Annotated in this window: 21 protein-coding genes and 2 pseudogenes; 11 read left to right on the top strand and 12 right to left on the bottom strand. The window is 63.6% G+C overall.

Features of this window, described 5'->3' with window-relative positions:
* From FFS60_RS15020 to FFS60_RS15035, 4 genes and pseudogenes are all read right to left on the bottom strand, one after another.
* Positions 1 to 1,652: pseudogene (locus FFS60_RS15020) on the bottom strand (glycine dehydrogenase (aminomethyl-transferring)); the annotation flags it as partial.
* Between the two features lie 12 nt (positions 1,653 to 1,664).
* Positions 1,665 to 2,042 carry a glycine cleavage system protein GcvH gene (gene gcvH / locus FFS60_RS15025; RefSeq protein WP_137822412.1) on the bottom strand — a complete coding sequence of 126 codons (378 nt, stop codon included), beginning with the start codon at positions 2,040 to 2,042 and terminating at the stop codon, positions 1,665 to 1,667.
* A 316-nt stretch (positions 2,043 to 2,358) separates the two neighbouring features.
* Positions 2,359 to 3,885 (bottom strand): sigma-54-dependent transcriptional regulator, encoded by a 1,527-nt coding sequence (locus FFS60_RS15030; RefSeq protein ID WP_028626742.1) that lies wholly within the window; start codon positions 3,883 to 3,885, stop codon positions 2,359 to 2,361.
* A complete protein-coding gene (locus FFS60_RS15035; protein WP_028626741.1) occupies positions 3,885 to 4,820 on the bottom strand; it encodes a LysR family transcriptional regulator in 936 nt (311 codons plus the stop codon). The genes FFS60_RS15030 and FFS60_RS15035 overlap by 1 nt, the downstream gene beginning before the upstream one ends.
* Before the next feature lie 158 nt (positions 4,821 to 4,978).
* Here FFS60_RS15035 and speB point away from each other — a divergent pair, with 158 nt between their 5' ends.
* Positions 4,979 to 5,953: an agmatinase gene (gene speB / locus FFS60_RS15040; protein WP_028626740.1), complete on the top strand. Its 975-nt coding sequence runs from the start codon at positions 4,979 to 4,981 to the stop codon at positions 5,951 to 5,953.
* Between the two features lie 167 nt (positions 5,954 to 6,120).
* Here the strand turns inward: speB and FFS60_RS15045 are convergent, their stop codons facing one another.
* Positions 6,121 to 6,879, bottom strand: a complete 759-nt coding sequence (locus FFS60_RS15045; protein ID WP_028626739.1) for an SDR family NAD(P)-dependent oxidoreductase — start codon at positions 6,877 to 6,879, stop codon at positions 6,121 to 6,123.
* 128 nt (positions 6,880 to 7,007) lie between these two features.
* On the opposite strand from FFS60_RS15045, the pseudogene FFS60_RS15050 reads away from it, so the two are divergent.
* From FFS60_RS15050 to FFS60_RS15075, 6 genes and pseudogenes are all read left to right on the top strand, one after another.
* A pseudogene (locus tag FFS60_RS15050) lies at positions 7,008 to 7,118 on the top strand (LysR family transcriptional regulator); the annotation flags it as partial.
* A 185-nt stretch (positions 7,119 to 7,303) separates the two neighbouring features.
* Positions 7,304 to 8,434 carry a PilT/PilU family type 4a pilus ATPase gene (locus FFS60_RS15055; RefSeq protein ID WP_137822413.1) on the top strand — a complete coding sequence of 377 codons (1,131 nt, stop codon included), beginning with the start codon at positions 7,304 to 7,306 and terminating at the stop codon, positions 8,432 to 8,434.
* Between the two features lie 198 nt (positions 8,435 to 8,632).
* Positions 8,633 to 9,139: a cytochrome C gene (locus FFS60_RS15060; protein WP_171016528.1), complete on the top strand. Its 507-nt coding sequence runs from the start codon at positions 8,633 to 8,635 to the stop codon at positions 9,137 to 9,139.
* A gap of 277 nt (positions 9,140 to 9,416) precedes the next feature.
* On the top strand, positions 9,417 to 9,626 hold the full coding sequence (locus tag FFS60_RS15065; RefSeq protein WP_028626730.1) for a cold-shock protein: 210 nt from the start codon (positions 9,417 to 9,419) through the stop codon (positions 9,624 to 9,626).
* 93 nt (positions 9,627 to 9,719) lie between these two features.
* A complete protein-coding gene (locus FFS60_RS15070; protein WP_028626729.1) occupies positions 9,720 to 9,899 on the top strand; it encodes a hypothetical protein in 180 nt (59 codons plus the stop codon).
* Between the two features lie 189 nt (positions 9,900 to 10,088).
* On the top strand, positions 10,089 to 10,643 hold the full coding sequence (locus FFS60_RS15075) for a hypothetical protein (protein WP_028626728.1): 555 nt from the start codon (positions 10,089 to 10,091) through the stop codon (positions 10,641 to 10,643).
* Positions 10,644 to 10,689: 46 nt separating this feature from the next.
* On the opposite strand, the gene FFS60_RS15080 is transcribed toward FFS60_RS15075, so the two are convergent.
* Complete coding sequence (locus FFS60_RS15080) at positions 10,690 to 11,628, bottom strand: LysR substrate-binding domain-containing protein (protein ID WP_137822414.1); 939 nt, start codon at positions 11,626 to 11,628, stop codon at positions 10,690 to 10,692.
* A 128-nt stretch (positions 11,629 to 11,756) separates the two neighbouring features.
* Here FFS60_RS15080 and FFS60_RS15085 point away from each other — a divergent pair, with 128 nt between their 5' ends.
* Positions 11,757 to 12,692, top strand: a complete 936-nt coding sequence (locus FFS60_RS15085) for a DMT family transporter (protein ID WP_137822415.1) — start codon at positions 11,757 to 11,759, stop codon at positions 12,690 to 12,692.
* Between the two features lie 203 nt (positions 12,693 to 12,895).
* Here the strand turns inward: FFS60_RS15085 and FFS60_RS15090 are convergent, their stop codons facing one another.
* On the bottom strand, positions 12,896 to 13,810 hold the full coding sequence (locus tag FFS60_RS15090; protein ID WP_137822416.1) for a c-type cytochrome domain-containing protein: 915 nt from the start codon (positions 13,808 to 13,810) through the stop codon (positions 12,896 to 12,898).
* 285 nt (positions 13,811 to 14,095) lie between these two features.
* Between FFS60_RS15090 and FFS60_RS15095 the strand changes: the two genes are divergently transcribed.
* On the top strand, positions 14,096 to 14,422 hold the full coding sequence (locus tag FFS60_RS15095; RefSeq protein ID WP_028626724.1) for a hypothetical protein: 327 nt from the start codon (positions 14,096 to 14,098) through the stop codon (positions 14,420 to 14,422).
* Between the two features lie 46 nt (positions 14,423 to 14,468).
* On the opposite strand, the gene FFS60_RS15100 is transcribed toward FFS60_RS15095, so the two are convergent.
* Both FFS60_RS15100 and FFS60_RS15105 read right to left on the bottom strand, forming a co-directional pair.
* Entirely contained in the window at positions 14,469 to 14,729 is a 261-nt protein-coding gene (locus FFS60_RS15100) for a DUF3509 domain-containing protein (RefSeq protein WP_137822417.1), read from the bottom strand.
* A 266-nt stretch (positions 14,730 to 14,995) separates the two neighbouring features.
* Positions 14,996 to 15,832 (bottom strand): S1 RNA-binding domain-containing protein, encoded by an 837-nt coding sequence (locus FFS60_RS15105; RefSeq protein ID WP_028626722.1) that lies wholly within the window; start codon positions 15,830 to 15,832, stop codon positions 14,996 to 14,998.
* A gap of 273 nt (positions 15,833 to 16,105) precedes the next feature.
* On the opposite strand from FFS60_RS15105, the gene FFS60_RS15110 reads away from it, so the two are divergent.
* The gene (locus tag FFS60_RS15110; protein ID WP_137822418.1) at positions 16,106 to 18,436 is read left to right on the top strand and encodes an LTA synthase family protein; all 2,331 of its coding nucleotides are present in this window, start codon (positions 16,106 to 16,108) and stop codon (positions 18,434 to 18,436) included.
* An 87-nt stretch (positions 18,437 to 18,523) separates the two neighbouring features.
* Here the strand turns inward: FFS60_RS15110 and FFS60_RS15115 are convergent, their stop codons facing one another.
* Positions 18,524 to 19,204: a TetR/AcrR family transcriptional regulator gene (locus tag FFS60_RS15115; protein ID WP_051246342.1), complete on the bottom strand. Its 681-nt coding sequence runs from the start codon at positions 19,202 to 19,204 to the stop codon at positions 18,524 to 18,526.
* 82 nt (positions 19,205 to 19,286) lie between these two features.
* Here FFS60_RS15115 and FFS60_RS15120 point away from each other — a divergent pair, with 82 nt between their 5' ends.
* Positions 19,287 to 19,520: a DUF2855 family protein gene (locus FFS60_RS15120; RefSeq protein WP_028626720.1), complete on the top strand. Its 234-nt coding sequence runs from the start codon at positions 19,287 to 19,289 to the stop codon at positions 19,518 to 19,520.
* Between the two features lie 194 nt (positions 19,521 to 19,714).
* On the opposite strand, the gene FFS60_RS15125 is transcribed toward FFS60_RS15120, so the two are convergent.
* Positions 19,715 to 21,007: a phospholipase gene (locus FFS60_RS15125; RefSeq protein WP_137822419.1), complete on the bottom strand. Its 1,293-nt coding sequence runs from the start codon at positions 21,005 to 21,007 to the stop codon at positions 19,715 to 19,717.
* A 183-nt stretch (positions 21,008 to 21,190) separates the two neighbouring features.
* Complete coding sequence (locus FFS60_RS15130; RefSeq protein ID WP_371926431.1) at positions 21,191 to 22,228, bottom strand: haloacid dehalogenase-like hydrolase; 1,038 nt, start codon at positions 22,226 to 22,228, stop codon at positions 21,191 to 21,193.
* Positions 22,229 to 22,279: the final 51 nt, after the last annotated feature.

Genomic DNA, 22,279 nt, shown 5'->3' on the forward strand with positions numbered 1-22,279 from the left:
TCCAGCTCGGTGGTCAGCTCCAGGTAGCCCTGGGACTGCTCGGCCGGCGCGAAGGGGTGCAGGGCGCCGAACTCGGCCCAGGTCACCGGAATCATCTCGCTGGCAGCGTTCAGTTTCATGGTGCAGGAACCCAGCGGGATCATGGTCCGGTCCAGCGCCAGGTCCTTGTCCGCCAGCTTGCGCAGGTAGCGCATCAGCTCGGTTTCCGAGTGGTAGCGGTTGAACACCTCATGCTCGAGGAAGCGCGATTCGCGCAGCAGATCCAGCGGCAGGAAGTCGCCCGTGCGGGCCGCCAGTTCGGCGAAGTCCGGCAGGTCCTGGCCCTGGCTGGCGAATACTCCCCAGAGCGCCTCGATGCTGGCCTGGTCGCAGGTTTCATCCAGGGAGATGCCCACGCGAAGCTCATCCACAACCCGCAGGTTGATCCGCGCGGCTTGGGCGGCCCCCTGCACCTCGCCCACCGGGCGGGCGGTGACGACGCTGAGGGTGTCGAAAAAGTGATGCTGCTCGACCTTCTGGCCCAGTTGCACCAGGCCCTGGGCCAGGATGGCGGTGAGACGGTGCACACGCCGGGCGATGCCGGCCAGGCCCTGCGGGCCGTGGTAGACGGCGTACATGCTGGCGATGTTGGCCAGCAGCACCTGGGCGGTGCAGATGTTGCTGGTGGCCTTCTCGCGGCGGATGTGCTGCTCGCGGGTCTGCATGGCCAGGCGCAGGGCCGGCTTGCCGTGGCGGTCGATGGACACGCCGACCAGGCGGCCGGGCATGTCGCGCTTGAAGGTGTCGCGGGTGGCGAAGTAGGCCGCGTGCGGACCGCCGAAGCCCAGCGGCACGCCGAAGCGCTGGGCGCTGCCCAGCACCAGGTCGGCGCCGAACTCGCCGGGCGGGGTGAGCAGGGTCAGGGCCAACAGGTCGGCGGCCACGGCCACCAGCGCGCCGGCCCCATGGGCGCGTTGCACCAGGGCACGATGGTCCGGCACATGGCCTGTGCTGGCGGGGTATTGCAGCAGCAGGCCGAAGTAGCCGGACAGGTCATCCAGCCCGGCCTCGTCACCAATGACCACCTCGATGCCCAGCGGCTCGGCGCGGGTGCGCAGCACATCGAGGGTCTGCGGATGGCAATGGCTGGAGGCGAAGAACGCCGGTGCCTTGTTCTTGGCCAGGCGCTTGCAGAAGGTCATGGCCTCGGCGGCAGCGGTGGCTTCATCCAGCAGGGAGGCGTTGGCGATCTCCATGCCGGTGAGGTCGCTGACCAGGGTCTGGAAGTTCAGCAGGGCTTCCAGGCGGCCCTGGGAAATTTCTGGTTGGTACGGGGTGTAGGCGGTGTACCAGGCCGGGTTTTCCAGCAGGTTGCGCAGGATCGGCGTCGGCGTGTGGCAGGGGTAGTAACCCTGGCCGATGTGGTTGCGGAAAATCTGGTTCTTCGCGGCGATAGCCTTGATCGCCGCAAGCGCCTCGGCCTCGCCCTGCCCGGCCGGCAGGTCGAGCACGCTGGTGCCCTTGATGCTGTCGGGAATGACGCTGGCGATCAGCGCGTCCAGCGAGGCATGGCCGGTCAGCGCCAGCATGGTGGTGATATCCGCGTCACGCGGACCGATATGGCGGGCAACGAACTCGTTGTCGGTGCCCAAGGAAAGATGTGATCTGGTCATGGCGGCCCCGGCTCAGGCGTTGTCGGCGAGAAAACGGTCATAGGCGGCCTGGTCCATCAGCCCGGCGAACGCTTCGGGATTGTCCGGGCGGATGCGGAAGAACCAGCCGTCGTCCATGGGCGCCTCGTTGACCAGCTCGGGGTTGTCGGCCAGGGCCTGGTTCACCTCGATCACCTCGCCGGTCAGCGGCATGGTGATATTGCTGGCAGCCTTCACCGACTCCAGCACCGCAACTTCCTGCCCCTCGTCGTAGCGACCGGCATCCGGCAGCTGCACGAAAACCACATCCCCCAGGGCCTCCTGGGCGAAGCTGGTAATGCCGACGGTCAGTTCACCGGAGGCTTCAACGCGCAGCCATTCGTGCTCGGGAGTAAAACGCAGCGTGCTCATGGATCGTCCTCTTGTTATCAGGTGGGGGCCCGAGCGTTGTGTGGGCTCGGCTGACTGAACAAGAGCAAGGGCGATGCCAGTTTATAAAAACACTTATAAATCAAATGCTTAAATTATTATTCATGGCATGCCTTCGCCACATCGGAACGATATCGCTCCACTTTCTTATGGAGCATCGATCGGCCTGGATGGCGCAAAGCCCCGAGAATCAGGGCCTTGAAGCAAATGGAGCGAAATCGCTCCAGCGGAACGTAATCGAACCGCGGCCCCTGCCGGCACGGAGCCGCCAGGTCATTCGCGCCTCACAGAGAACCACTCAGCCACGCGAGATACCGTACTTGCGCAGCCGTTGGCCGATGGCTGTGTGGGAGGTATTCAGCCGTACAGCCAGCTGCCGCGTGGAGGGATAGGCCGCATAGAGGCGCTGCAGCAGGTTCTTCTCGAAGCCCTGGACAGCCTCCTCCAGGCTGGTCACGTCCAGCGGGTCGCCCTGCTGGGGATTGAGGGCGGTGCCGGCCAGTTCCAGGCTGTCGCAGTCGATCAGCTCGCCTTCGCTGATGGCTGCGGCGCGGAAGATCACGTTCTGCAGCTGGCGCACGTTGCCCGACCAGCGATTGCCCAGCAGCACCGGGTAGGTGGCCGGGGCCAGGCGGCAAGGCGGGCGCTGGATCTGCGCGCAGGCCTGGCGCAGGAAGTGCTCGGCCAGCAGGAGGATGTCCTGCCCGCGCTCGCGCAGGGGCGGCACCATCAGGTTGAGCACATTGAGGCGGTAGTAGAGGTCTTCGCGGAAGCTGCCCTCCGCCACCATGCGCTCCAGGTTGCGGTGAGTGGCGCAGAGCACGCGCACGTTCACCTGTACTTCGCGGTCGCCACCGACACGGCGGAAGCAGCCGTCGCTGAGAAAGCGCAACAGCTTGGCCTGCAGGTAAGGCGACATCTCCCCCACTTCATCGAGAAACACCGTGCCGCTGTCGGCCAGTTCCAGCAACCCCGGCTTGCCGCCGCGCTGGGCGCCGGTGAAGGCGCCGGCCGAATAACCGAACAGCTCGCTCTCGGCCAGGCTTTCCGGCAGTGCTGCGCAGTTGAGCGCGAGGAAGGGGGCGTCGCGGCGCGCGCTCATGGCGTGACAGGCGCGGGCCACCAATTCCTTGCCGGTGCCGGTTTCGCCCTGGATAAGCAGCGGCGCGTCCAGACTGGCCACCTTGCGCAGCCGCGCCTTGAGCGCTTTCAGCTCGGCCGACTTGCCCAGCAGCGCGTCCAGCCCCTCGGCATGGTCGTGGTGCAGAGACGCCAAGCGCTCGCCGATCCGGCTCGGCGGGTAGAGGGTCAGCAGGCCGCCCACCAGGGCATCCGTTCCGCCGCTGATGGGCGTGGCATCCAGCAACAGGGCCTGGCCCTGGAAGCTCACCTCGCACATGGGCAGGCGGAAGCCCTTGTCGATCAGGGTCTGCGCCAGGTTCGCCTCGGCGAACAGGCTGGACAACGGTTCCCCGGCCGGCTCGCGGCCATAGAGCCCGACCAGGGCCGGATTGGCCAGCAGCACATGGCCGCCGGGGTCCACCGCCAGCACCGGGTCGCTCACCGCGGCAAGCAAGGCATCCAGCTGCAAGTGCCGGCGCTGGCCGGGGAGGATGTCGACAAGCTCCACGGCCCGCACGCCATCCACTCGCAACAGGGCGTCGTAGAGTTCGTCCAGCACGGCCTGTGACAAGGCCGGTGCGTCGATGTAGACGTTGGGCGGGATCATCTCCACCGCGTCCAGGTTGAGGTTGCGCGCGCCCAGCAACGCCAGGACTTCCTGGGTAATGCCGACGCGATCGATGAAGGTGACGTGGATTCGCATTACTGGCCCCGGTCGATCTTGTTCTGCGCCGCGAGGGTGCGGGCGCCATTCAGCAGTTCATCGAGGAAGGCGCGCAAGATCATGGGCGCCACCACCCCGCGTCGGGTGATCGTCTCGAAGGCGGAGAGCAGTTGCAGACGGCCAGGCCCCAGGTGTTCCAGGTCGCCCGCCTCCACCCATTGCCGCGCGTAGTGCTCGGGCAGGAAGCCGGCATAGGCCCCCGAGAGAATCAGCATGGCCTGGGCCTCGACGTTGTCGACCGTGGCAGCGGCCTTTTCCACACCCAAGGCCTGAAGGTCGCGCTGCTGCAGGTAACCACGCGCCACCACGCGGCTGGCGGCGATGCGCTCCAGCAGATCCACCTTGGGCGCAGTGATGCCGAACAGCGCGTGGTTGCGGCCGCAGTAGAAGCCATGGCTTTCCTGGTACAGCGGCGAATAGGACAACCCCGGCACGCGAAACGGGAAATGCCCCACCGCCAGGTGCAGGCGACCATCCAGCACCCGTTCTTCCAGCTCGGCCGGAGTGCCGATGTAAACGTGCAGGTGAACGTCGTGGCCGCGCTGGACGAAACGCTGGGTGGTCGCTTTCAGTGGGCAGGCCGGGTCGGTGATGGTGGTGTCGATCACCCCGAGGTTGAGGGTGCCGCTGACCTGACGCTTGAGCACATCGGCATCCACGCAGAAGTCCTCCACCGCGCCCAGCAGGCGCAGGGTGGCCTCGTGTATCGCCTGGCCCTGCTCGGTCAGGCGGAAGCCGCTGCGCCCACGTTCGCAGAGCTTGACCCCGAGCCGCGTCTCCAGGTGCGCCATCTGCTCACTGATGGTGGATTGGGCAACGTTGAGGGCGGCCTGGGCAGCCGAGAATCCCCCGCACTTGACGATGGTGTTGAAGACTCTGAGCAGCTTCAGGTCCACGTCGTGCAATTGAATCATCCTGCACCTCACAGGCAAGGGATTACATCGGTTATGACGATTTGCGCATCGCATCATCGTCATTTTTCAAGGCGCAGGTAAAGCCCAGGATAAGGCCATGGTCGAGGTGCGAGCACCCTGCCGGTCACCCTACAAGAACAACGTGGAGTCGCCTGAACATGTCCAGCAACAGCTATGAAAACGGTCGCCTGAATCTGCCCTTCGTCGGCCATTGCACCTTCGCCAAGTCGCCCGTCTGCACCGACTGGGACGCCCTGAACGCGGACGTTGCCGTGCTTGGCGCGCCCAACGACATGGGGACCCAATGGCGCTCCGGCGCGCGTTTCGGACCGCGCGGCATTCGCGAGGCATCCACCCTGTTCTCCTTCGGCCACAGCGGCGCCTACGACTTCGAGGACGACGTGATGTACCTCCAGCAGGAGGATGTGCGGATCGTCGACGTGGGTGATGCCGACATCGTTCATACCGATATGAATACCAGCAACGCCAACATCGAGTTTGCCGTGCGCAAGCTGCTGGAAGCCGGCGCCATGCCAGTGGTGCTGGGCGGCGACCACTCGGTGCACGCGCCGGTGATGAAGGCCTTCGAGGGTCGTGGCCCCATCCATATCATTCACTTCGACGCCCACCTGGACTTCGTCGACGAACGCCACGGCGTACGATTCGGCCACGGCAACCCGCTGCGCCGCGCGTCGGAGATGGATCACATCGTCGGCATGACCCAGATGGGTATCCGCAACGTGTCCTCCTCCAACCGCAGCGACTACAACGCCGCTCGCGAAGCCGGCTCGAAGATTCTCTCGGTGCGCGACGTGCGCAAGCTTGGCCGCGATGGCGTGCTGGACCTGATTCCCGAGTGCGAGTCCTACTACATCACCATCGACATCGACGGCTTCGACCCCTCCATCGCCCCCGGCACCGGCACGCCGAGCCATGGCGGCTTCCAGTACTACGAGGTGCTGGAAATCATCCAGGGCTTGGCCAACCGCAGCCAGGGACGCATTGTCGGCATGGACCTGGTGGAAGTAGCCCCCGCCTACGACCCGACCGGCATGACCTCGATCCTGGCGGCGCAGCTGCTGATGAACAGCATCGGCTTCGTCTTCCATGCCCGGAAGCAAGCCAAGGGGTGAAGCGGAACAAGGTGCAATGCGCCACGAGTCCCCTCCTCTCCCATCGGGAGGGGGCTGGGCGCGAGGGATACTGCGCTTCACGGACTTCCGTGGGCAGGACTGCGTCCTGCTTGGCGATTGAAATCGCCCCTACAGATGCAATCGCCGTCTACGGAATGCGTTAGCCGCTATAGGAACATGCCGCCCGACGCCTCCACCCGCTGGCCGTTGATCCAGCGGCCGGCGTCGGAGAGCAGCATGGCCACCGCGGCGCCGATGTCTTCCGGCAAGCCGACGCGCCCCAGGGCGGTGTTGCTGGCAATGAAGGCATTCACCTCGGAGTTGTCGCGCACCACGCCACCGCCGAAATCGGTCTCGATGGCGCCGGGGGCCAGCACATTCACTGAGATACCACGGGCGCCCAGCTCCTTGGCCTGGTAGCGGGTCAGCACTTCCATTCCGCCCTTCATTGCCGCGTAGGCGGCGTAGCCCGGCAGGGCGAAGCGCGCGAGGCCGGTAGAGATATTGAGGATGCGCCCACCGTCGGCAATCAGCGGCAACAGCTTCTGGGTGAGGAAGAACGGGCCCTTGAGCTGGACGTTCACCAGGTGGTCGAACTGCTCTTCAGTGGTTTCGGCGAAGCTGGCGCGGATGCCGATACCAGCGTTGTTCACCAGGAAGTCGAAGCTGTCGCGGCCAAATTCGTTCTTCAGCAAGCGGCCCAGACTGGTGACGAAGTCGTCGAAAGTGCCGCTCTTGCTCACGTCCAGCTGCAGCATCGCAGCGTGGCCACCGAGGTCCAGGATTTCCCGGCTGAGGGATTCGGCGTCCTCCAGCTTGCTGTGATAGGTGCCGATGATGTCGATGCCCTGGGCAGCCAGGTGCTGCGCCATGCTCTTGCCAAGGCCGCGGCTGGCGCCGGTGATGAGTGCGATCTTGCGGGTCATAGCTGTGCTCCTGGTGACAGGTGGGGAAGTGGTGAGGCGCTTATTGTCCGGATTAAGTGCGATAAAGAGGCTGATCTCGGAAGCACTGATCGGCACATTCGAACAATCCGGAAAGAGGCACCGCACGGATGAACAAGCTGGAGCTACTGAGAACCTTCGTACGGGTCAGCGAACTGTCAAGTTTCACCCAGGCCGCCGACAGCCTCGGCCTGCCCCGCTCCACCGTATCCGACCAGGTGCTGCCCCTGGCGGTCCCCCTGCTCTATGCCCACCGCCGCCTGCCACAACGGGTGCGCGCCTTCATGGATTGGCTGGAGGGACTGATCGACCTGGAGGTGCGGCACGACCACAAAAACGATTGATGGGCATCAGGTCAGTCGCCGGCCGCCGCTGCTAGGCTTTCCATCGCCAACGAGGAGCCACGATGAACAACTCGACCACCCACCCTGACCGTGATGTGTTTCCCCTGCTCCAACTTTTGCACGACCGGGGCGGTTCCGACCTGTTCCTGAGCGTGGGTGCCATGCCTCATCTCAAGGTGGAAGGACGCAGCATGCCGGTCGGTGACCAGCCGCTGAAATCTGGCGAAGTGCAAATGATGGCCTATCAACTGATGACCCAGAAGCAAGTTGCCGAGTTCGAGCGCGAGCTTGAAATGAACTTCGCGGTCAGCATCCAGAACAACGGGCGCTTCCGCATCAACGTGTACTACCAGCGCGGAGAGGTTTCGATGGTAGTACGGTTGATCAAAAGCGAGATTCCCGGCATCGAAGCATTGGGCCTGCCCGCCCTTCTGGAGAAGTTGGTGGTGCAGGATCGCGGCCTGATCCTGGTTATCGGGGCCGCCGGCTCCGGCAAGTCGACCACCTTGGCGGCGATGCTGGATTATCGAAATCGCCATCGCGATGGCCACATCGTCTGCATCGAAGACCCGATCGAGTTCCTTCATTCGCATCAGCGCTCGATCATCGACCAGCGGGAAGTCGGCCTGGACACTCACAGCTTTTCCGACGCCTTGCGCAATGTGCTGCGAGAAGCGCCCGATGTGATCATGCTCGGGGAAATACGCGACCTGGAAACCATGCAGCATGCCCTGCATTACGCCGAGACCGGGCATCTCTGCCTGGCCACCCTCCACGGCACGAGCAGCAGTCATGCGATTGAACGCATCTCCCGCTTCTTCCCCGACGAGGCACGGCGACAAGTGCTGGCCGACCTGTCGCAGAACCTGCTGGCGATGATCGGCCAGCGCCTGGTTCCGGGCCTTGCCCAGAAGCGCGTAGCCGCCGTGGAGTTGATGCTGGGTACGCCTTACATCAAGGACCTGATCCTGCGGGATCAACTGGACGATCTGAAGTCGGCTACTGAGCGAGCCCTGGAACAAGGCATGCAGACGTTCGACCAGCACCTCTTCGCCCTGTTCGAGGCGGGTCGCATCACCCTGACCGACGCACTCAAGTTCGCCGACTCGCGTACCGACCTCGGGCTGCGCATCAAGCTCGAGCGCGGATTCAGCGCCGCGGACTCCGACCTGAAAGTACTGCGTGATAGCTAGACGAATGCGTCATTCGACGTAGGTGCAGCGATAGCGGCCATCGTGCTCGTCATCGCCAGCCACCGGGCCCTGCTCCTGGGGGCGGTCCAGCCGAGGTAGCCGACGCGTTGACGCGCATCAATCCGCTGGCCCACGGCTCGACCGGCCGTCTTATGGGCTATGTTTTTCCAGGTCTCCATCTTCCCTGTGGATGCCACCATGACCCCGAAATCCGTCACCCCACAGGACGCTCCAGGCGCATTGGATGCGCGTTGTTTCACCCTCCTCCCCGCCCTGCTTTTGCTGCTGGCCACTCCCGCCCTGGCCGAGAGCGACGATGTGGCGCGCGGGCGTTATCTGATTCAGATTTCCGGCTGCAACGACTGCCATACGGCAGGATGGATGGAGTCGGCCGGCCAGGTGCCGGAGGATCGCTGGTTGACGGGCAGCCCGTTGGGCTGGCGAGGCCCCTGGGGTACCACCTATGCCTCGAACCTGCGACTGGTGGCGCACAACCTGACAGAGCCGCAATGGCTGGAGCACGCCCGCCGGGAATGGCGGCCGCCGATGCCCTGGTTCAACCTGCGCAAGATGGAAGATGACGACCTCATCGCCATCTATCGCTATGTCCGCCACCTCGGCGCAGCGGGTGAAATGGCACCAGCCTACCTGCCACCGGACAAGACGCCGCAGATGCCCTATGCGGTATTTCCAGGCGTGAAGTGACGAAGTGCGTCCTGTGCCAGTGCGAATCCGTTCGTCGGCGAGCCACCGTGCCGTGGCTCGCGCTTGACCTTCGGCGACCTGATCGGACGGCCGGCGAATAAAAGGTTAGGCATTCCTCGAAAGCACAGGTATTGTGTCGAGCGCTGTGATGCATGTGTCACCGGGAAACGGTCTGTACTTTAGCGGTCCCCTCTTCATCGGTTGCCGACTCTCTGCACTCAGTGACAGGCTGGAACGATCCAGCCCAGCAATAACTCAGTTTCTAGGAGACATTCCAATGTCCGAGCGCCAAACCGGCACCGTCAAGTGGTTCAACGATGAAAAGGGCTACGGCTTCATTACCACCGATAACGGTCCCGATCTGTTCGTTCACTACCGTTCTATCCAAAGCGCCGGCTTCAAAAGCCTGAAGGAAGGCCAGAAGGTCTCCTTCGTAGCTGTGCAGGGCCAAAAAGGCATGCAAGCCGACGAAGTGCAAGTGCTGTAAGCACGAGCCGAAAAAGAACCGGCCTTCGGGCCGGTTTTTTTTTCAGTGGTTTCAGATGGCCTCTTCCGGGCCACTACGTACAGAGAAAGTGAAATGCGCATCAAGACCTCCCACAGCAGCACCCCCAAGCCGCCGGCAGCCACCACTAGCAGCGAAGCCCTGGAAGCTCAGATTGCTGCCTTCCTGAACAAGGGTGGCGAGATCCAGGAAATCGCCAAAGGCGTGAGCGCCCAGGTGGCACCGAGCCGCCATATCCGCATCGGTAACAAGTAAGACCCTCCTGGCGCCCCTGGGCGGACAGGTGCAAGACCTGCCGCCCGGCGCCATCGCTCCGTCCTGCCAATGGGCGGATGCCACGTGCTGAAAGACTCACCGGACTAAACTCCCACGCAGGCCGACAGCGGCCGGAACTGGGGGTAATAGCCGGAGGGGGCCCGGCGCCAGCCAGATGGGAGGTGTCCCATGCAGCGGCACTACTACATCAGCGACAACCTGAAAGACCTGGAAAGGGTCGAAGACGAGCTCGAGGCCCTGGGCATCGACCACGAGCAGATCCATGTGCTCAGCGAACGCGACGCCGACGTCGAGCATTACCATCTTCATGATGTTTCCTCCGTGATGAAGCGCGACATGGTGCATTCCGGGCTGATCGGTGTCGGCATCGGCCTGGCCCTGGCAGCCCTTGTGATGCTGGTAGCCTGGCTCAGCGGCTGGACCGGCACGGCAGCGGGCTGGATTCCCTTCATCTTCCTGGCCATCGCATTGTTCGGTTTCAGCGTCTGGGAAGGCAGCCTGTTCGGCATACAGACGCCGAACGCCGTGGTGAAACGCTTCAAGCCCACGCTGGACGAAGGCAAGCATGTGTTCTTCGTCGACGTGAAGCCGACGCAGGAGCCCATCCTCGCCCGCGTCGTCAGTCATCACCCGATGCTCCGGACCGCAGGCACCGGCCAGGCCACACCGGATTGGGCCGAGGGCCTGCAACACCGGCTGCATCAGTGGCGCAAGATGATGTAACCCCGCCTGGCGGCGGCGGATGCAACGCCTGGCGTCATCCGCCGCTTCAACTCCTCCCCACACTGCCCTGCCCCGGCACAGTGCTGGCGCGGGCTTCGGCCATCAGCCAGTCGATGAGACGGCGCACCTTCTCCGCCGGAGGCGACCTGCGGCTCCACGCAAGACGATAGGCCCAGGGCGTCGACAGGCGGCAGCGTTCGCCGAAAGGCAGCACCAGCCGACCGTTGTCGATGTCGTCACAGGCCAGTGCGGTTGATCCCAGGGCGAAGCCCTGGCCGCTCACAGCGCCCTGGATGGCGTGGCCGATCAGGCCGAAACGCATCCCGCCTTTCGTCGGTCCCGGCTCGCCCACGTAGGTGGCGAACCAGTCCTCCCAGCTCGGCAGGTGGAGGTTGGCGGTGTTCTTCCAGTGGGTGTGGATCAGTCGCGCACCCAGCATGTCCCGTGGTTCGCGTACCGCGCCGAACTGCTCCAGATAACTCGGGCTGCACACCGGGAAGAACTCCTCGAGAAACAGCAGCTCGCTGGCCGGCATGGGCGCATCGGTGGCGGTGAAGCGAATGGCCAGTGTCGCCTCGCCGCGCTCCAGGTCCACCAGTTGCTCGGTGGCTTCCAGGCTGAGGGTGATGTCCGGGTTGATTGCGGCGAACTGATTGAGCCGACGCATCAGCCAGTGGCTGGCAATGGAAGGTGCGCAGGTGATGTGGATGGGGCCTTCGTCCTGGCCACGCAGTTCGTCGGCGCCACGGGTGAGCAACTCGAAGGCCTGGGTGACGGTGGCCGCCAGGCGACGACCATTGTCATTGAGCGTGACGGTGTTGCGCGTGCGGTCGAACAGACTCACGCCCAGCTCGCCTTCCAGCAGGCGGATCTGTCGGCTCACGGCTCCCGGGGTCACGGATAGTTCCTGGGCGGCTTCGGTGAAGTTACGGCTGCGGGCGGCGACCTCGAAGGTGCGCAGGGCGATGAGTGACGGGAGACGCATGGCAGGTTCGCTTTGAGTTCAAGTCAAAGCATGATGACAAATCATCGTTTGAATGCAAGGCGGTCGAGGACCGATCCTGCCACCCATTGGCGGCCTCTGCCGCGCCCCTCTGCCTTGCGAGTCGAACGATGAAACCCTCCCGCCTTCCCCTGGACTGGTTCGCCTGTGGACTGATGTTCGTCCTCTGCATCTGCTGGGGTTTCCAGCAGGTGGCGATCAAGCTGACCCTGGATGACGTGCCGTCCATCCTGCAGCTGGCCATCCGCTCCGGCGGTGCGGCCCTGGTGCTGGGCGCCCTGGTGCTGTGGAAAGAGGGTCGTGGCGCTTTCACCGATGGCACCCTGCTGCCGGGCATCGCCGTTGGCACGTTGTTCGCCCTGGAATTCTTGTTCATCGGTGAAGGGCTGAACCACACCAGCGCCTCGCACCTGTCGGTGTTCCTCTACACCGCGCCCATGTTCGCCGCCCTCGGACTGCACCTTATGTTGCCCGAGGAACGTCTCTCGCCCGTCCAGTGGCTGGGGGTGCTGGTGGCGTTCGGTGGTATCGCCACCGCCTTCCTCGGCCAACCCGCCGGCGCGCCCGGCAATGTGCTGCTGGGCGACGCCTATGCCCTGTGCGGCGCCCTGGCCTGGGGTGCCACTACGCTGGTGATCCGCGGCTCATCGCTCTCCGAGGCCAACCCGGTGAAGACCCTGTTCTACCAGTTGTTCGGCGCAGTCCTGCTGCTGACGGTGGTGGCCTTCAGCACCGGCAAGACCGACATGCAGCTGACTCAAAAGGCCGTGATCAGCCTCGCCTTCCAGGTGGTGGTGATCGCCCTGGTGAGCTACCTCGCCTGGTTCTGGCTGCTGCGTCGCTACCTGGCTACGCGCCTGTCGGTGCTGTCCTTCATGACCCCGTTGTTCGGTGTCACCTTCGGTGTGCTGGTGCTGGGGGAGACAATCGACACGTCCTTCGCCATCGGCGCCACCCTGGTGCTGGGAGGCATCGTCCTGGTCAGCGGCGCCGAGCTGCTGCGTGGCCGCCAGCAACGCAAGGTGCTCGCCCCTTCCGAGGCCTGATCGGGCTCTTCTAGCCTCGCGCTTCTCCCGCTAAGTGAGGGAAGCACGTTGAGAGCGCTATTCCCGGGATTGCGCCTGCTGCCATTGACGGCGACGGCACAGGTCTGTCGCCTGGATGGTACGACCAGCTCCTCAGCCCTAAGGCCGTCGCAGGAAGAGCGGTTGCCGTAACGCTTAACAATGGGAAAGCGGCTCCCCCCCGATCAACGCCGGCGGATTCGTTCCACCAGCACCCTGCCGTCCGCCCCCCAGCGCCCACGCACTTCCACGTAGTCCCCCACATCGGGCGACTTGTCGATGCGCGTGCCGGGACCGACCACCAGCTGCAACGAGTCAAGGGTCCAGCCCTCTCCCAACACCCCCTGCAACCGCACCCGCGCGCCAACCGGGCTGGGCGACGGCTGACCGTTGGCGTCGCGAGCTCCCTGATCGATCCAGTCCACGATCAGCTGGATTTCCTCGTCGCTGAGAAAGGGTGGACCGTCGTAAGGCATCTGCGGCCGCGACTGGCCACGGATGCGGCGCACCAGTTCACTGGCACCCGCGGCACCCGGTACCACCCGCACACGTTCGTCGCGGTCGAGGATGGCGGAATACGCGTTCAGCAACAGGCCCTCTGGAGCCGAGCCCATCAGACCGTAAGGGGAATGGCACTTCACGCAGCGACTGGCAAAGATCGCCGCGACATGTTCATAGGTCACCGGCTGTCCCGCTGGCGGGCGTTGCAGCGGCAACGCCGAGAGGGTGGCGTCGGCAGGCTGGCTACCGGCCTGCAGGCCACCCGCGATCCAGCGCTCGAACAGCGCGATCTCGGCGTCACTGAGAAAGGGCGGCCCGGTCATGGGCATACGCGGCTGACTCTGCCCTTTGAGGCGCCGGATCAACTCGCTGTCCGACGGGTCGCCGCGCGCTACCACCTGGCGGCGGATACTGCCTTTGAGCAGTTCATCGAGACTGGTCAAGCGCAAGCCAAGCGGTGCCGCTTCGCCGGCGTGGCACATCACGCAGCGTGCCTGAAGGATCGGCCGGATATCGTCGAAGCTCACGTCCTGCGCCATGCCCAGCGCTGGTACCAGGAGCAGCGAGCACAGTTTGACCCGCGCCAGGACTTTGCCCATTTCGACTCTGCCTCCAGTGTGGGTTGCCTCGCTAAGCCTAGTGAAACAACTCAAACTGCGTAGTCTCGCGGAACCCCTCTGCAATCCGCCGGTCAGTCTATTCGAGGCCGGCGGATGCCGACCCCAGGCCCCGGGTTCCTTACAGTCGCCGCTGTGGGCCCCGGGGCTTTCTTATGAGCGCAACGTCAGAAACGTCCGCACACAGAATCGCCGCGCGGGCGTGTTTCCTCGGCGCCTGCTGTAAGCAATGATGGCCGCCGCGTGTCGCAACTGGAGAATCACTGCATGAAACCTGTCCCCCGCCTCACCGCCCTGCTGCTTAGTGCCGGCCTGTTGGCCAGCCTCGCGGGCTGCGACCTGGCCGAGGAGTCGGCCAACAAGCTGGCGGAGAAAGCCGAGTCAGCCGCCCAGGAGATCGCCCGGGAAGCCATCGGCGAAGCGGTCAACGAGCTGAACAAGAAAGTGGACGAAGCCCAGGCTTCGGCCAAGGAACTGCTGGGAGAACAACAGCAGAAAGACGAGGCGCGCGATGAGCCACCGCGTACGCCATCGAACAAGGAAGGGGAAAAGGAAGGGGACGCCATGCTGCCACCTTCCGGAATCGAAACCTGATCGTTCAAGTCTCCGGCCGCGACGTCCCAGTCGCGGCCAACCCGCCTCAGGCGCGCAGATAGCGCGGCAAAGGCTTCCGATGCAACACCTTCAGCGACTCCACCGGCGGCACTTCACCCTGCTCCAGCGCCAGGTCGCGCTTGAGCGTACTGACCAGCCAATCCAGCTGTACCGTCGCCGCCACCACGCGCTGAAAGAATTTTCCCTCGCGTTCCAGCGTCAAGACGAAACCACCATCGGGCCGAGGTTTGGTACTGAGTTCGTATTCCGGAAAGGCGCTGATCAGCTTGTCGAAATCCAGATCCATGTCTTCTCTCCTAGAAAAATGATTGCTCCTGCACCCCACTTGCAGCGTGCATGCCGGACCTAAGACAACTGAAATCCCAAATAAATCAGTCTGTTACATTTTTTTTGAACAAGTTTTTCCATGCATTGCGCACGATTCGGCCATTCGCCAGCGTGCAATTTGCAAGGCCAACACAATGCAAAGCCCCCGTCTGGAGCAACTCCAGAATCGGGGGCTTTGTATTCAAGGCCGCGCGGGACGTGGCCTGAGGGGATTTCAGTGGCGGCTCAGACGAGCTCGATGCGGTCGTCTTCGATGCGGATAAGTCCCTGCTTGAAAAGGCCGCCAATGGCCTTCTTGAAGTTGCCCTTGCTGACCCCGAAACGCTGGCTGATGACCTCCGGCGGACTCTTGTCGGACAGGTTGAGTACGCCGCCTTCCGCACGCAGCGCGGCAAGGATCTGCTCCCCCACGCCACTCACTGCCTCTGCGCCCTGCGGTTGCAGGCTCAGGCTGATCTTGCCGTCGGGACGAATTTCCTTGATGTAGCCCTTCTCGCGCATGCCATTACGCAGGAACTTGAAGACTTCGTTCTTGTGAATCAGGCCCCAGTGCTGGCCGTTGATGATGGCCTTGAAGCCCAGGTCGGTCTTCTCCACCACCAGCAGGTCCACCTCCTGGCCCGTCTTGTATCGCGGTGGAGTGGTGTCCAGGTAGCGGTCCAGGCGAGCGGTGGCGGTGATGCGCCGGGTGCGCTTGTCGAGGTAGACATGCACCACGCAGTAGTCGCCTACCTGCAGCGGGCGCTTCTCTTCCGAGTGCGGCAGCAACAGGTCCTTGGGCAGGCCCCAGTCGAGGAACAGGCCAACGCGGTTGATTTCCACCACTTTGAGGCTGGCAAAGCCGCCGACCTGCACCTTGGGTTTGAGGGTGGTAGCCAGCGGACGGTCTTCGCTGTCCAGATAAAGGAAGACGTTCAGCCAGTCCCCGACTTCGCTGGGCTCATCCTTTGGCACATATCGATTGGGCAGCAGGATCTCACCATCCGGACCGCCGTCCAGGTACAGGCCGAAGTCGGTGTGCTTGACCACCTGAAGTGAATTGAACCGCCCGATAAGTGCCATCTTCGCTACCTCTGTATGTCGAGGCGGCATTCTACCTGCTGGCCGGTTGGCGAACCACGAGCATCCGTAGATTGCGGCGGCGCTCCGTGAAGCCAGGCAAACGCACCTTTCATCGGCGATTGAGGCACAAAAAGGCGCCTGAATTTTCATTCTGCAAAACTGTCTACTGGCCGCTAGCACAACGATGTTTCAGAATCGTGTCGTCGCAAGTGCGACCTCCATGTATTCCGGCATCACTCGACGGATTCTCACTGTCACATCTCAGGAGTTCCTGTGCGCCCATTCAGCCAATGGCTGTCGCAGTCCCTATCGCTCGCAACGCTTGGCGTGCTCTTCCTGGTGATTCCCCTCGCCAGCCGCTACTGGCTGGGTTGGTCAAATCCCTTCGGCTACCTGTCCGACCTCGCTTTTGGCAGTTTCCTGCTCGCATTGCTCTATGGCCGTTCGCTCTGGCTGGCGCTGCCACTGATGCTGCTCTGGTGCGTGATGATCCTGGGCAATGCCGAACTGGTCGGCGCAGTTGGCCGGATGCCGGAACCGGGTGATCTCAAGTACCTGCTCGACCCGCAGTTCGTCAGTCACTCCACCCAGGGCGGCGGCATTGCCCACCCCTACCTGGGCATCACCCTTGGCGCCAGCGTGCTGGCCTGCCTGCTGTGGTGGCGCCGCCGGCATCGCCCGCTGAACTGGAAATGGTTCGCCGCGCCGGCCGCCCTGTTGATGGGGCACGTCACCCTGCAGTCCGTGCAGCCCAGCGACGCCGACCAATGGCAACAGTTCAACCTGCCCCACAAGCTGATGGCCAGCGCCGTGAACAGCGGCCAACTGGCGGTCGAAGACTGGCTCGATGGCGACCAGCCCGATACGCCACCGGACATCGCCGGCCTGGCACGCCTGGACCTCGACGGCATGCCCCTGCTCCAAGGCCCCGGCCGCGCACGCAATGTGCTGGTGATTGCCCTGGAAGGCATCCCCGGCGCCTACATCGCCGCCAACCGGGCGGCAATCAACAGCAGCTACCAGGACTCGCTGATGCCCAAGCTCAGTGCCTGGGCCGAACGCGCCATGACCACGCCCGATTACGTGCTGCACAGCCACCAGACCATCCGTGGCCTGTACGCCATGCTCTGCGGCGACTACAGCAAGCTGGACTCGGGCACGCCCAAGGGACTGGAACTGCTGCACAACCCGGCCCGCTCCAAGGCCTGCCTGCCCTCGCAGATGCATCAGCAAGGCTTCAGCACCCATTTCCTTCAGGGCGCCGGACTGCGCTTCATGGCGAAAGACAAAATCATGCCGCAGATGGGATTCGACAAGACCCGCGGGCGTGACTGGTTCCCCAACAAGGCCTACCTGGAATTTCCCTGGGGCATGGACGACAAGGCCTTCTTCGAAGGTGCGCAGACCTACGTGAAGCAGCTGCGCCAGCAGAAGAAGCCCTGGATGCTCACCTTGCTCACAGTCGGCACCCACCAGCCCTACTCCGCTCCGACCGAGTACCTGATGCGCTATCCGGACGCCAAGAAGGCTGCCATCGCCTACCTGGATGACGCAGTAGATACCTTCCTCATCGGCCTTGAAAAACAGGGCGTACTGAAAAACACCCTGGTGATCGTCACTTCTGATGAATCCCACGGCATCGAGAATGTCCGCCTCGCCTCAGCCTGGGGCTTCAACCTGGTGCTGGCCCCCGAGCAGGCCTCGCTGCCACCCATCAAGAGCGGCGTCTATGGCCACGTCGACCTGACCACCTCGATCCTCGACTACTTCGGCTACCGGGTACCGCAGAACCTGTCTGGCCGCTCGCTGTTCCGCGACTACGCCAGCGGCCGCGAGATGATGTCCTATACCAACGGCAAGCTGCGCTACCACGACGGCAAGGACACGTTCACCGAATGCGACTTCCGCCAGGTCTGCCGGCGTTACCAAAGCGAAGGTTTCATTGCCGACGAAGCGCGCTACCTGGGCAGCGACAGCGGCAAGAAGGCCCGACTGGTTGCCCAGCGCGCCATGCTCCTGGACCAGTCACTGCAGGGCGGCACCCTGGGTCAGGAGTACCAGTTCGCCACGCGTGAACGCATCCGCCTGAAGGAAAAAGCCAAGGATGACTGGGCTGACAATCTGATCGGCGCACAGTACATGGAACTGCCGAAGCACAGCCGCACCAGTGTGCAGATGACCATCAAGGTGCTGCGCATGGACAAGCAAGGTGCCCAGCTGCGGCTGAAGGCCAAGGAGTTCGAGCGCGACGTGGCCCTGCCGATTCCGGAGATGCCACTGCTGAAACAAGGCAAGCCGCTGAAGGTCAACTTCGCCTTTGACAACCCCGAAGCGCGCAAGGCTTTCTCCTTCCACCTGCTCGCCGAAGGCCGTGGTGTGATCGAAATCAGCGATTTCCGAGTCACCACTGAACCGCTACCGCCCCCTGCCGTGGCCGCCGACAGCGGTCAGGTGGCGCAGAAGCGCCCACTGCACCCCATCACCACCCTCTTTGGCCTGCTGGCCCGCCAACAGGACGCCGTGGAGGGCGACCTGGAGAATCCGGGTGAAGAGCGTGCTGTGCTGCCGGAAAACACCGAGTTGAAGCTGCAGCAGTATCACTGAGCCCTGCTGATTCCCAGGAACGAAATCGATCGCGATGGGCGGCCACGCCGCCCCATCGCTCCTGCGGACCGGCGATTGAGCGGGGGTCTAACCCTTAAGGTTCAAGGAGGGCGGTGACTTCAGGGCGTCCGCTGCGCGTGCAAGCTCCATGAGGATGCGTGCGCAGCATAGTTCCTCCATCTCCAGCAACCAGGCCTCGACCTGTTGTCCGGATAACTGGGCGGTCAGTCCGTAGCGGCGTCCGCCCCAGACGGCGATAAAAAGCGCATCGATGCTCTCCGGACGCGGCTGGCGCGGCAGGTCGGCGCACGCGGCCACCGCCTCGCGCCACTTGCCGGCCAGTTCCTGATACACCCGCTGGTGGTGCCAGGGCTCGGCGATGGCACGCTCCAGTTCCAGGAGTTCGGCATCGAAGAAAGGCCGCGCCTGTTCATCCAGCTGCCCGCAGGACAATCGCACCAGACGTCGTACTCGGGTTTGCCAGTCGAGTCCGGTGGCCAGAACCACCTCGCGCTCCAGACGCTGCATCAAGAGCTCGACCTGATGGCGAATGTAGCCGGAGAGCAAGGCTTCCTTGCTGGGAAAGTAGTCATAGAGGGTACCCACCGCGACGCCCGTTTCCAGGGCCACTGCACGGGTGGTCACGCCACTCCAGCCGCGCTGGCGGAGAATCCGAACAAAGGCGTCGAAGATGGCTTCCACCGTGAAACGGGCACGTGCCTGGGTGGGGCGCTTGAGCGGTTTGTTGCGGGGCTTTGCAGGTTGCATGGGGACCTCTGCCGGTTTCCGAACCCGCGGTGCGGGAGCCCTTGTTAGCCTGTTCCGACCTCTTCCACAGCCGGAGCCGGAAATGCCAAACCGCAGCACAGTATCACGTCTTTTCACCCGTAAGGACGCCCTCCATCAGACCCGTCTGGTGTGCCAGGAAACGAGCCTTGAAGCCGCCGAGGGCAAGATTGTCCTGCGCCTGGACCTCTTCTCCCTGACCACCAACAACATCACCTACGCCGTCTTCGGCGACTCCATGCAGTACTGGCAATTCTTCCCCACCGGAGAGGAAGGCTGGGGCCACATTCCGGTGTAGTGGGGCCCGGAACAGGTCAGCCGGCACATTGGCGAAGGGCTGCTGGATTTCTACCAGCAGGTCAGCCGACCGCCCCGCCCCTGGCCAAGCGTGGTGGAAGGCCAGGGTTACGAAGCGGCGCAGGCCCTGATCGCCGACCTTTTCCACGGCCGGGTGGCCGCAGACGAAGGTCATGTGATCCGTCTCTGAGAGGTTCAGGGCAAAGTGGCCCGCGTGGCGTTGCGGCTGTGAGCGCCAAAATGGCGGATCAGCCGCACCAGCGCCTGGTTGAGCTGGACGTCCTCGGGCAACGGTGCGAGCTGGTTGCCCTGGCTGAAGCCACTTTGCGCCTGCCCCCCAGCCAGCCAGTGGCCGATGCGAGCGTCGAAGTCGTCCGCGGCATCGTAGGACTCCTGTGACACCACCCTTCGCAGGGACTCGCCATCAAAGGGTGGATAGTCACCGTCCGTGCGGTTGTCGGCGTAGGCGCGCAACAGCGGGCTGTCGTTGCTGCCTTCCCGCAGCAGCTTGCGCAGCCAGTCGGCCTGGTACTGCTCCACCTCGGTGTGCCGGTTAGCCACCTGTTCGATAGCCGCCAGCTTGTCGCTGTCCAGACTCACGGCGGCCTTCAGCGCGACCCAGATCAGCCGCGGCGTGCCGTGCCCCGGCAGGGCCTTGGCGTGGTAGGGCTGGGTCAGGTCCTGGATGTAATGCAGGCCCCAGCCGAGGAAGCGATAGCCCCAGTAAGGGTGGCCACTCTCGAAAGCGAAGCGCGCCAGGCCCAGATACTGGTAGACCCGCACCTCGGGATAGGTTCGCGCCAGGTAGGGTGCGGCGTGGTAAATGATCTCGTCCTCGTGGTAGTAGCCGATATGGAACGGCGCCTGGGACGAGTATTCGAAGCGGGCATCACCGAAAGGCTGCTTGCCGAAGTTGTAGCGGGCACCCACTTCACCCGGATTGTCGCTGAACAGGTTGATGTCGTGACCGTAATCCGGCTCATCGGCGGCGCTGGCCACCACTGCCAGGGCCGGCAGCATCTCGCCGGGATGCACCTGGTAGAAGCGCCATTCGCGCCACAGGCTGAGCTTGCGGAAGACCAGCACGTCGGATGCATCCAGCGGCGCCCGCCCGCTCCAATCCATGCCTGGCAGGGCCTGGACGAAGTAGGCCAGCTTGATCTCCGGATTCACTCGCAGCGCCATCAGGAACGCCTTGCGACGGTCACCACCGTGGAGAGGGATCCAGCGCAGGTCGTCGGGCCGGGCTGGGTAACCCGACAGGTTGTCGCGGAAGAATTCTTCTTGCTCGTCCAGCAACTGCTCCAGAGCCACACCCTCCTCTTCCAGGAAGGACTCCAGGCTTTCCACCTGCACCGGCGGCGCGTCCTTGATCTGCGGCAGGCCGGCCAGCGCCAGGGTGGTCCCCAGGGCATGGTTGGACCAGGCCAGCGCTGCGGATGGCAGGCCGGCAAGGCTCAGGCTGAGGGCGAGCGCCAGGTGCTTCATCGATCACTCCATGACAGGGGTTCGAGCAAGGCCCGGCAGGGTACCAGCCACGGCGGGCAGCTTCACTGTCCAGCCAGGACAGCCAGACTCACCGATCAAGCCGACAGGAACGACTTCAGTGCAAAGCGCGCAAGCGAAGCGGCCGCCCAAGGGCGGCCGCTGCTGTAAAGCCGGTTCAGGATCTCACTGAATATCTTCGGGGATGACCACTACCCAGTTCTTGTCGGCCGTCACCGGCAGCCCCTGCCTGGCCTGGGCTTCGGCATTGCGCTTCTGCATGGCAGTGATCTGGTCCATGTACTTGGCCTTGCGGTTGACCCACAGGTTGATACCGCCCTTAGCGACGTCGGTGCCGTGGAACATCATGTAGCCGTCACTGATGGGCGTGTCGCCGGCGGCCAGGATCGGCTTCTTCCACTCGTCGATGTAGGTCAGGATTGCCGCGTACTTACCGGACATCCAGGTGGCCGGAGTCCAGAGGTACGGGGTCAGCTCCAGGTCGAGGTTAGCCTTCTCGTCGTACTTGCCATCGGTGATCTGCTTGCGGCTGGTGGTCACGGCCCCCGTCTTGCGGTCCTTCAACAACGTGGTAACGCCGATGACGTTCTCAGGTTTCACGTTGTAGCCGTACCGCGGGTCGGACGCGACCATGCGCACCAACTCTTCCAGGGCGGCGGTAATGATGTACACCTCGATACCGTTCTCGCTGAGCTTGTTCATCAGCTCCTTCTGGCCGGTGAAGATCTTCGGTGGGTTGATCTCGATGGTCTTCACCTCGTCCCCGTCGTAATAGGTGGTGGGGATTGGCTTGCCATAGGCCATCAGCTCGTCGACGTAGCCCTTCAGCTCACGCAGGGTAAAACCGGAAAACACCTGGGCGACCCAGGGGTAGCAAATCAGGTCGTCCGCTTCGCAAAGGCGGTAGTAGTAGCTGTTCAGGCTTTCCTTGTGGCCTTTCACGTCCTTGAAAGGAATCAGCTTGAGCGAAGGGTCCAGCTTTTCGCGGGTGAGTACGCCCTTCATCTCCAGGAACGGCAGCAGGGACTCCTCCAGGTCGTAGCGGTAACTGGTGTTATCCATGTCGAACACAGCGAAGTTGCCCTGATTGGCGTGCTTGGCGATTAGCGCATCCAACTGCTTGGCGGCGGGCTCCGGCCAGTGCTTCAGCTCGGTGGCGGCCTGGGCGGCGCCGGCCAGTCCGAGGCACAGCACGGCGGACATCAATGTCTTGGCGATCTTCATCTTCTTATCCCTTTGATGGGTTGCGTGAGC

The organism is Pseudomonas sp. D(2018), assembly GCF_005502555.1.
Taxonomy (GTDB): Bacteria; Pseudomonadota; Gammaproteobacteria; order Pseudomonadales; family Pseudomonadaceae; genus Metapseudomonas; species Metapseudomonas resinovorans.